The organism is Congzhengia sp. (assembly GCF_037235575.1).
GTDB classification, from domain to species: Bacteria; Bacillota; Clostridia; order UBA1381; family UBA9506; genus Congzhengia; species Congzhengia minquanensis.
Window position 1 is genome coordinate 1 of record NZ_JAXUNN010000034.1, and the last position, 9,144, is coordinate 9,144.

The 9,144-nt window shown below is 42.4% G+C and carries 13 protein-coding genes; 9 read left to right on the top strand and 4 right to left on the bottom strand.

The features are described 5' to 3' along the window. Positions 1–288 precede the first annotated feature (288 nt). The 5 genes from WIG73_RS08120 (at position 289) to WIG73_RS08140 (ending at position 4,796) form a co-directional block, all read left to right on the top strand. Positions 289–1,332 carry a hypothetical protein gene (locus tag WIG73_RS08120; protein WP_337400066.1) on the top strand — a complete coding sequence of 348 codons (1,044 nt, stop codon included), beginning with the start codon at positions 289–291 and terminating at the stop codon, positions 1,330–1,332. 345 nt (positions 1,333–1,677) lie between these two features. Beyond that, positions 1,678–2,160: a helix-turn-helix transcriptional regulator gene (locus WIG73_RS08125; protein ID WP_337400068.1), complete on the top strand. Its 483-nt coding sequence runs from the start codon at positions 1,678–1,680 to the stop codon at positions 2,158–2,160. A gap of 85 nt (positions 2,161–2,245) precedes the next feature. Continuing rightward, the gene (locus WIG73_RS08130; protein WP_337400069.1) at positions 2,246–3,514 is read left to right on the top strand and encodes a cytochrome c biogenesis protein/redoxin; all 1,269 of its coding nucleotides are present in this window, start codon (positions 2,246–2,248) and stop codon (positions 3,512–3,514) included. Between the two features lie 141 nt (positions 3,515–3,655). Continuing rightward, positions 3,656–4,117 (top strand): LytTR family DNA-binding domain-containing protein, encoded by a 462-nt coding sequence (locus WIG73_RS08135; RefSeq protein WP_337400070.1) that lies wholly within the window; start codon positions 3,656–3,658, stop codon positions 4,115–4,117. Then, positions 4,110–4,796, top strand: coding sequence for a hypothetical protein (locus tag WIG73_RS08140; RefSeq protein ID WP_337400071.1), 687 nt, complete (start codon positions 4,110–4,112; stop codon positions 4,794–4,796). The genes WIG73_RS08135 and WIG73_RS08140 overlap by 8 nt, the downstream gene beginning before the upstream one ends. Positions 4,797–4,836: 40 nt before the next feature. On the opposite strand, the gene WIG73_RS08145 is transcribed toward WIG73_RS08140, so the two are convergent. Continuing rightward, a complete protein-coding gene (locus WIG73_RS08145; protein ID WP_337400072.1) occupies positions 4,837–5,328 on the bottom strand; it encodes a methylated-DNA--[protein]-cysteine S-methyltransferase in 492 nt (163 codons plus the stop codon). Between the two features lie 121 nt (positions 5,329–5,449). On the opposite strand from WIG73_RS08145, the gene WIG73_RS08150 reads away from it, so the two are divergent. The 4 genes from WIG73_RS08150 to WIG73_RS08165 all read left to right on the top strand — a co-directional run bounded on the left by WIG73_RS08150 (position 5,450) and on the right by WIG73_RS08165 (position 8,065). After that, entirely contained in the window at positions 5,450–5,767 is a 318-nt protein-coding gene (locus WIG73_RS08150; protein ID WP_177678476.1) for a PadR family transcriptional regulator, read from the top strand. Further along, positions 5,760–6,359, top strand: coding sequence for a DUF1700 domain-containing protein (locus tag WIG73_RS08155; protein WP_337400075.1), 600 nt, complete (start codon positions 5,760–5,762; stop codon positions 6,357–6,359). The genes WIG73_RS08150 and WIG73_RS08155 overlap by 8 nt, the downstream gene beginning before the upstream one ends. Then, complete coding sequence (locus WIG73_RS08160; RefSeq protein WP_337400077.1) at positions 6,356–7,153, top strand: DUF4097 family beta strand repeat-containing protein; 798 nt, start codon at positions 6,356–6,358, stop codon at positions 7,151–7,153. Before WIG73_RS08155 ends, WIG73_RS08160 begins: the two co-directional genes overlap by 4 nt. Positions 7,154–7,783: 630 nt before the next feature. Further along, positions 7,784–8,065: a hypothetical protein gene (locus WIG73_RS08165; RefSeq protein ID WP_337400078.1), complete on the top strand. Its 282-nt coding sequence runs from the start codon at positions 7,784–7,786 to the stop codon at positions 8,063–8,065. Between the two features lie 281 nt (positions 8,066–8,346). Here the strand turns inward: WIG73_RS08165 and WIG73_RS08170 are convergent, their stop codons facing one another. From WIG73_RS08170 to WIG73_RS08180, 3 genes are all read right to left on the bottom strand, one after another. After that, on the bottom strand, positions 8,347–8,640 hold the full coding sequence (locus WIG73_RS08170; RefSeq protein ID WP_337400079.1) for a phage holin family protein: 294 nt from the start codon (positions 8,638–8,640) through the stop codon (positions 8,347–8,349). Positions 8,641–8,654: 14 nt separating this feature from the next. Next, a complete protein-coding gene (locus WIG73_RS08175) occupies positions 8,655–8,912 on the bottom strand; it encodes a hypothetical protein (RefSeq protein ID WP_249311482.1) in 258 nt (85 codons plus the stop codon). A gap of 12 nt (positions 8,913–8,924) precedes the next feature. After that, a partial coding sequence (locus WIG73_RS08180) for an S-layer homology domain-containing protein (protein WP_337400080.1) occupies positions 8,925–9,144 on the bottom strand: 220 nt, incomplete at its 5' end.

Below are 9,144 nucleotides of genomic sequence, written 5' to 3' on the forward strand. Positions count from 1 at the left end.
GGCTGAAGAGGCGCCCCTGCTAAGGGTGTAGGTCGGGTAACCGGCGCGAGAGTTCAAATCTCTCCATCTCCGCCAAAGCCTCGAAATCGTCTTTCGAGGCTTTTTTCATACCTCCTTTTACCGCGATTTAAGGTGTAACTTTAAAGTAAAATTAGACAATTTTCTAACTTTATTGAAATTATATGAAAAAAGAATCTATGTTTTTCATTTTTATGATAAAATACCTCTTGATTTTACAAAACCTCTATGATATAATTTGTTTACAATGAAATATTAGAGGTGTTATTTATGCCCCAGATTCGTTTATTAAAAGAGCCAGGTTATATTTATGATTTAATTTTTATTTTTTACCTCAAGTTTAATACAAAATTATGCATCAATAATCTTGACAGCAATGACAAAAAACTGTCTGAAAATATAAAATTTTTTAATGACTTATTAGACCAGTTTCCTGAAATTTCAGAGGATTTATATGTGTTCTTTCACGCTGTTGAAAACGGCTGTTGTCTTATCACGACGCAATATTTTAATCCGCATAAAGAACAGTTTTCTACAACCTATAATTTTAAGTTTTTGCGGAAAGAGTTATCTGATAAAGACAAAATAATTCGCAATGTGGTTCGGTTTTATTTTTACGACCTCACAGATGAACAAGTAGATGACTGTGTAAATTCAAGCTCTGTGCTGTTTTCATGCATTAAAAACTCGCACTATGGCGCTGAGGTAAAAAGCAAGCTGTATGAGTTTTTTCATGACACCGAGCACCACATTCAAACGCTTTACTATGAGTTAATGACGAAAGAATTTATGCTTTCACAGTATTACGAAAAAAATTATCAGAAAATTCTTGACGTTTATAACCAGACTACGTTTGAAATTCTGAGTGAAAATTTGAAAGGCTTAGATGATTTAAACTTTATTAAAAAAGACAGTCAACAATTATATGTTTCCTATTGCCTGTTAAATAAATTTAACCTTAATTTTTTTGGTGTGCAGGAGGGTGTTGTTTATCTTCTTGGTTACGACTATCTTTCTGTTTTAGATTTTGTTAAAAACAAAAAGGATTTGAACTTATTAGATTTCGGCAATGCGATATGTGAAGAAAGCCGGGTGAAAATTTTGGAGCTGCTGTTGAAACGGGAGGAAGTTACCTGCAAGGACTTGGAAAAGATTTTCAGTTTCTCCGGCTCCACGGCCTATCACCACATCACCATGATGACGAAAATTGGGGTTGTAAAAACGCGGAACGAAGGAAAAACCATTTTTTATAGCCTGAACAGAAAGTACTTTGACGCCATAATCGACGTTTTAAGTAAATATTCAAGCAAATGACACGAAAGGGGGAAAGACATCATGATTAAAACTTGGAAAAAGCCTGTTTGCTCCACCATTAAGGCGGATCAATTATCAGCTTACATTAAGGCGGCAGCCCGCTCTGGTTGCCATTACTTTGTTATTCGCTAAATAGTATTGAAAAAATTGCAGCAAAAACGCTGTTGCGTTTTTGCTGCAATTTTTGTTTAGCCCAGTTACGGATATGGTACGAAAAGGCAGGCCGCAAAGCTTTGCGGCCTGCCTTTTCGTTTCAGTATTATTGACAAAGACCACACGCTGTGGTATATTTAGAGTATATAATAAGCAAAAGTAGTATTATTTTTTTTAATAGGGGGCATTTACTTGAATTTTTCGCAAAGACTGCAGGAAATTATGAAAAACAATGGAATTACGAAATTTAAGTTGTCGAAACAGTTAAATGTGTCCCCCAGCACGGTTGCGAACTGGTTGAACGGAGAAAGCAGCCCGAATATTGAGCGAATTCGGCAAATTGCAGAATTCTTTAACGTTTCAACAGATTTTCTGCTGACCGGCAGTGACGCCTCAGGCCAGCAGATGCTCGTATCAAATGAATCTTTTGAGCAGTTGGAACGTATTTTATTAGACGCATTCCGCAAGGTTTCAATCAGCGATAAAATTGCCATTCTGCAGCACGCGGAATCACTTGCTCACAGCAGGCAAATATATGATATGATTGGCGATATTCCTCACAACGAAAATTTTTCGTTTGCTGAAAACGGAAATCATACGAAGTCTCTACTGACTCCAGATGATGTCAGACGGATAAAAGCACTTCTAAAAAAATACGATGAGGATAATCAATAAAAAATTGGAATAAAAACTCCTGCATAAAAATGCAGGTTTTTTTATAAAATACGTTCCAGGAAGAGGAACGATAAGGAGATGTTTTATGGGATTTTCAATTGAAACCAGTGTACCGGTATTTACCGTGTTCCTGCAGGGACTGATTAGCTTTCTATCACCCTGCATTCTTCCCCTTGTTCCGCTGTATGTGAGCTATCTGGCTGGGGGGACAAAAATGTTGGATGCAGATGGAACCATCCGCTATCCCCGCCGAAAAGTTTTGATAAATACGCTCTTTTTTGTGATTGGAATTAGCTTTGCCTTTTTCCTGCTGGGATTTGGTTTTACTGCTCTGGGACGGTTTTTCAGCGACAACCGCATTTGGTTTGCGCGTATCAGCGGAATTGTAATGATTTTGTTTGGCCTGTACCAGTTCGGTGTGTTTGGAAAATCCGGCACACTTGACCGGGAGCGCCGGCTGCCGTTTTCACTTGATCGTTTTACCATGGGGCCTGTTCCTGCACTGATTTTAGGGTTTACGTTCAGCTTCGCATGGACGCCTTGTGTGGGGCCCACCCTGGGCAGTGTGCTTTTAATGGCGGGTGCATCGCAAACCGCTGCAAAAGGATTTTTGCTCATCGGCGTTTATACACTGGGCTTTGTTTTGCCCTTTATCGCAGTGGGGCTTTTTACCACCACGGTGTTAGAGTTTTTTAAAAAACATCAGAACATTGTGCGTTACACCGTGAAAACCGGCGCTGTTTTGCTGGTGCTCATGGGAATTATGACGTTAACGGGCTATTTAAACGGCATTACCGGCTATTTATCGAACTTAGGCACGGGTTTTGGAAATAACCAAAGCACGCAAAGCAGCGAACCGGAAAAGCCCTCTGCCTCCCCCACTGCATCTTCCGGCGCAGAAGAGGAAGAAAAAACAGTGCCGGCGCCGGACTTTACCTTAAAAGACCAGTATGGGAACCAGCACAGACTGTCTGACTATAAAGGAAAAACTGTGTTTTTAAACTTTTGGGCCACCTGGTGCCCGCCCTGCAAACAGGAAATGCCGGAAATTCAGGCGCTTTATGAACGGTATGGCAAAAACAGCGGTGATTTGATTGTGCTGGGTGTAGCAGGCCCCAATCAGGACCGGGAAGGCTCTGCAGACCATGTAAAAGAGTTCCTTTCAAAAAACAATTATACCTTTCCCGTTGTGCTGGACGAAAGCGGCGATTTGTTTTATCAATACCGCATCAGCGCATTCCCCACCACATATATGATTGATAAAGACGGCAATATCTACGGCGGCGTGGCAAGCGCCCTGACCGGCGATATGATGGAAAGCATTGTAAAACAAACGATGGACGCAAACCAGTAAAGCAAAAAAAACAGGGTACAGTAATAATGCTGTATCCTGTTTTTTACCTCTTACTGTAAAAAAACAACCTGTTAGCAGAAAAGAATTTACATAGCAGCGAAATTCAGCTATAATAAGAACTGCAGGAAAGGAGCTGAAACTGTGAAAATTCGAATTGAAGTTGACGATGCAATTTCCGACGAAGAGGTCATCATCCGCTGCAGGGAAATCAGCAGCACCATTCAAACGCTTCAGCAAACCTTGCTTCAATCCCTGCAAAAGGTGAAGCTGGTCTTTTATAAAAATAATGTTGAATATTATCTACCGGTCAGTTCCATTTACTTTTTTGAAACCGCGCAAACAACCATAGATGCCCACACAAAGGACGACGTTTATAAAATTAAATATAAATTATACGAGCTTGAGGATCTGCTTCCCCGCTCTTTTGTCCGTATATCCAAATCCACTATTATAAATGTGGATTTCGTATATTCGATTGACAAAAACCTGACTTCCTCCGGCTGCGTACGATTTTACCACACCCATAAGCAGGTGTTTGTGTCCAGAAACTATTACAAAGCTTTAAAAAACAGGTTAGACGAAAGGAGAACTTATCATGAATAAAAAAAATATTGTGTGGGGGCTCATTTTTATTATGGCCGCAATCTTAGTTGTGTGCGGGGCCTTTGGGATTTTGGGAAATCCGGTGAATTTAATTATAACGGTGCTGTTAATTCCAATTATCATTTCAAATGTAGTTCACTTAGCATACCCGGGCATTTTTTTCCCGTTGGCAATAATTGCAATTTTGTATGACGATTATCTGGGCATTCAGGCGCTTACGCCCTGGCCGGTTTTATTTATTGCTTTATTTTTAAGCATAGGGCTTTCCTTTTTGTTTCCCAAGTATAAGCATTTTTACAAACACTCGAGGGAAGAATCGTTTCACGAAATTATTAACGAAGCGGACGACAGCGTTATAAACCTTTCTGCTAAGTTCGGCGGCAGTGTGAAATATGTTAATACAAACCAGCTGCAAGAGGTGAATATTGACTGCGCGTTCAGCGGAATGAAAGTTTATTTCGACCATGCGGATATGGCCGGCGAAAAGGCCTCTGTTAACGTTCGTTTAAGCTTTTCCGGCTTAGAACTCTATGTGCCAAAAAATTGGAATGTAGTAGATAATTTAGGCTGCACCTTAAGCGGTGTGAAGCACAGAGGTACTGCTTCTGAGACCACCGACAAAACACTTGTGTTAAACGGATCTGTCAGCTTTTCTGGCGTAACAATTATTTATGTATAATAATAAAAAAACACCGCTTAATTTAAGCGGTGTTTTTTTATTACTCCTGCTTCTCCAGTTCCAAAAGCGTTTGTTTCACGTCAAGCCCGCCGGCATATCCCGTCAGTTTGCCGCTTGTGCCAACCACACGATGGCACGGAATGATAATGGAAATGGGGTTGTGCCCTACCGCACCGCCCACTGCCCGGGCTGATGTACCTTTCCCGGTTATTTGCGATAGCTGAGCGGCAATTGCGCCATATGTGGTGGTAGCTCCATAAGGAATGGATCGCAAAACCTCCCACACCGCCTGACGAAAACTGCTTCCCTTTGGCTTCAGCGGAAAATCAATTTCAGGGGCCTGTCCGTTAAAATATGCGGTCAGCCAGCTTGCGGCCTTTAAATGAACCGGCGTTTCCTTTTTTTCAGCATCTGTGGAAAGGGTTGCAGCATAATATTTTTGTCCCTCTATCCATAGCCCTGTAAGGGCTTCCCCGTCGCTGGACAGAAGCAATCTGCCAACCGGCGATTTATATTCATAAATAAAGTCCATCTTCATTCCTCCTTTTGCTTCTATTGTACCATAGTTTTCACAGGTTTTCAAAAGTTTTTTTAATACTGCTTGACATATTATACTATGCGTTATATAATATAATGTGAAAGGAGGGATATGTATGGATGCACAATTAAAACGGGGCGTTTTAGATGTCTGCGTTCTTACTGCAATCAACAAAGAGGATTCTTATGGCTACAAAATCATTAAGGACATTTCCCCCTATGTTGAAATTTCTGAATCTACCCTTTACCCCATTTTAAAGCGGCTGGAAAGCTCCGGCTGTATTACGGTTTATACGGTAGAACATAACGGCCGGCTTCGGAAATATTATAAAATAACACCGTCGGGCATGGATAAAATACGGCTATTTTTAACGGAATGGAAAGAAATTATGAAAGCATACGAATTTATAAAGGAGGAGTATGGAAATGAATAAGCAGGAATATTTAGAGGCCTTAAATAAGGCGCTTTCCGGCATCCCTGAAAGCGAAAAACAAAAAACGCTGGATTATTACACAGAAATAATTGATGACGCCATGGAAGAAGGAGAAGAGGAAGCAAGCATCATTGCGCGGCTCGATGCCCCGTCGGATATCGGCAGGCGGCTCATTGATGAAACGCCGCTGCGCAAATTTGTCACAGAAGATGTAAAAAAACATAAAATCGACACTTTAACCGCCATCTTGCTGGCAATATCATCCCCGCTGTGGGTTTCACTGTTGCTGGCCGCAATTGTTGTGATTTTTGCGTTGTATATCGCGGTGTGGTCGTTGGTTATTTCCCTTTTTGCTGTGTTTGCCGCTCTTGTGTGTTCCGCAATTGCATTTCTTTTGGCAACACCGTTTGTGTTTGCCGAAGCGGCACTTAAGGCCATGCTGTTTTTTGGCTTTGCCCTCATTTCTATCGGACTTTCAGTATTTTTATTTTTCTTTTCTGTGTGGTGTTCCAAGCAGGTCATTCGCTTTACCCTGTTTTTATTCCGCAAGGTGAAAGAATCATTTGTTAAGAAAGGAAGTGCGGCAGTATGAAATCGAAAAAAATTATTATGCTCACAGCCGGAATACTCCTGCTGGGCGGAATTATAATTGCAGGCGCCGCAGCTGCGATGGGTGCGCTGACAAAGACGGGGCCTGTTCTGCAGACAAAATCGTTTCCATCCGAAGGGGTCTTTAAAATAGATATAGACCTTTCGTTTGACGATATTTACATTACCACAAAAGATATAAGCGAAATTAAAGTAACTTGCTATACGGGAAAAACAAAAGATTATCGTATCAGCACCGAGGACGGTGTTTTCACAATGCAAACCATGCCCGCCTCAGAACTGAATAAGCGGTGGTATGATTATATTGATATTAACTTCTGCAATACCGGCCGCGTTACTGTTGAGCTGCCGAAAGATTTGGCGCCTGAATTTGACCTTCATACAGATTATGGCGACATTAAGGCAACAAATTTACAAGGAACCGTGCACGCCTCTGCCAGCGCCGGTGATATTGAATTAGAACGCAGCGCGTTTTTAAAGCTAGAATGTATTGCAGAGTTTGGCGACATTGACCTAGAAGATGTAAGTGCTGACGTGCTCTCCGCCGACAACTCCTGCGGAGACATCGATTTTGAAAATATTGTCAGCGATTCCATGCGCTTTAGCTGCCAGTTTGGAGACATATCGGGCACGATTGACGCAGCAAAAAGCGAGTTTGCCATTTCTGCCAAAACAGAATTTGGCGACTGTAATCTTTCAAACCAGGCAAATGGACTTTATGACCTAACAGCAGAAAACGAATGCGGTGATATTAAAATTAAGTTCAACCGGCCTTAATCATTAACAAAAACCCCGCAAGCCTTGCAGCTGCGGGGTTTTCTGGTGGGAAGAGTGAACAATTTAGATATCCTTCGTGCCGCAGGCGTACTCGCAAAAAGGTGGTAGCGACAGCGAGCCGTCGCAAGCGCGTAGGCGAGCCGAGCAGGCCTTTTTGCGAAAAAGGAGGAGTAGCGGCGCGGGCGAATGATTTTTTCTGCAAGAAAAAATCGGAGCAAGCAAAACTTACTCCGACGTGGTACACCATCGGGGGCTCGAACCCCGGACACCCTGATTAAGAGTTAATCAAACGCCTTTTTACGCTGTTTATCAAAAACCCTCGCAACGCAGGCTACATAAGGCTTTTCTTCGTTTTTCTGTACATTTCATTTACGGTAAATTACCGCTGTTTTTTGCCGCTTAATCAGTCAAAAATTCAGTCAAATAATAATCTCACATTAAAACACAAGAGGCGGAACGCTCCGCCTCTTGTGCAACCGAATTTAATGACAAACCTTACACGCCGAATAACCTTGCGTCTTTGCTTTGCTCAGCGTTAAAGTTCTCGTGTCGTTCTTTCCTCTAACATACCTGCAAGAAGCAGTATGATACTTCTCCCCCGTCCGGGTCACAACAACCGTTGCTTCTTTTTTGGCCGGCGCCTTCGTTGCCTTTGTAGTTGGTGCAGGCGTTGGTTCAAGCGTAGCTATCGGAGTCGGCACAGGCGTTGGTTCAGGCGTAACCACGGGAGTCGGTTCGGGTAGTGTCTCGGGCGTAACCTCCGGAGTCGGAACCGGTGTTGCGTCCACAGTAACCACTGCCGTGCTGTTCGCCGCACTACTGGCCCCATCTGACGTTCCACCGCAGCCAGACAACACCAACATAGACGCAATCAATGCAAGAAAAACAGCCCAAATGCTTTTAACTTTGTGAGAAAAATATCCGTTCATGTTACAAAATTCCCCCTTGTTTGTCGATATTGTATTTTAAAATAACAGTTTAACAATAATTTATTTTGCCAAAACCGTCAATCAATTGTCACAATTCGAAACAAAATTGAAATACATGATACACGCCGGGACAAACTCCGATTTGTTCAAAATTTCCTTACGGAAATTCCTCACACCATTTCGCTGTTGTTCCTTTCCCCCACAGCGTCTTAACTCCTCCGGGGGCTTTGCACCCATTCCCGCCACATGCGGGACCTCCATTATTTATTCCTTTTCCCCTTTTTGCTTTACCAGCTGATTCACATACACACTGGCCCCAGCCACCAATACCCCCTGGGTAATTCCCGCGAATACCACAGCCAACACATCTCGCCACCCGGCAACCTCCAAATTGGCGATTAAATATACCGTGCTCAACAGTATGCCAACTACGCCCAGCAGCCAAGGAATATGCTTGTCCTTAAACGCGCTCTTTTTCAGCGCAAAACCAATTAAGTACAACACCGGAACCAGCACAAGCAATTCCGGACATATCAGTTCGTTCAAAAAATCAAACATGGTGTTTTCCCCTTTCATTTCTTGTTCACAGTTTCTAAAACCGTAATCCGCTTTTCGTGATTATTCACTTTCCCATAAATATCCTCATGGGTCTTGTGAAACTCCTGAAGCTGATTTGTATATCGTTTTTTAAATTCGTCCAAACCGTTCATAAACGCTTCCATTTGCGTTGTAAGCTTTGCTATGGTGGAATTTAACCTTGCAATCGGGGTGGCTACCGCCGCCAGCAAACCAACCAAAGAAACAATAACGGTTACAACCGTCCATTCCATACTCCACACCCCTCACTTTCCCATAATATACCGCACAACGTTCCGCGCAATAATCGCCGCCTGCGCCCGCGTTACCGGCTTATCCGGCTCAAAATGGGTTTCGTCCACTCCGTTCATGATTCCCATTTCAAACACTTCCCGAATTTGCTTTTCTCCGTAGTGCCCGCTGATGTCTTCAAATTTACATTCTGCCATTTTTATTTCCTCCTTAATCAACTGTTTAAACTTTTCC

Excerpts from the sequence above, each read along its gene's own strand:
- WIG73_RS08120 (WP_337400066.1), top strand. The coding sequence starts at position 289 with ATGCCCCAGATTCGTTTATTAAAAGAGCCAGGTTATATTTATGATTTA.
- WIG73_RS08130 (WP_337400069.1), top strand. The coding sequence starts at position 2,246 with ATGGGATTTTCAATTGAAACCAGTGTACCGGTATTTACCGTGTTCCTG.
- WIG73_RS08140 (WP_337400071.1), top strand. The coding sequence starts at position 4,110 with ATGAATAAAAAAAATATTGTGTGGGGGCTCATTTTTATTATGGCCGCA.
- WIG73_RS08145 (WP_337400072.1), bottom strand. The coding sequence starts at position 5,328 with ATGGACTTTATTTATGAATATAAATCGCCGGTTGGCAGATTGCTTCTG.
- WIG73_RS08150 (WP_177678476.1), top strand. The coding sequence starts at position 5,450 with ATGGATGCACAATTAAAACGGGGCGTTTTAGATGTCTGCGTTCTTACT.
- WIG73_RS08155 (WP_337400075.1), top strand. The coding sequence starts at position 5,760 with ATGAATAAGCAGGAATATTTAGAGGCCTTAAATAAGGCGCTTTCCGGC.
- WIG73_RS08160 (WP_337400077.1), top strand. The coding sequence starts at position 6,356 with ATGAAATCGAAAAAAATTATTATGCTCACAGCCGGAATACTCCTGCTG.
- WIG73_RS08170 (WP_337400079.1), bottom strand. The coding sequence starts at position 8,640 with ATGTTTGATTTTTTGAACGAACTGATATGTCCGGAATTGCTTGTGCTG.
- WIG73_RS08175 (WP_249311482.1), bottom strand. The coding sequence starts at position 8,912 with ATGGAATGGACGGTTGTAACCGTTATTGTTTCTTTGGTTGGTTTGCTG.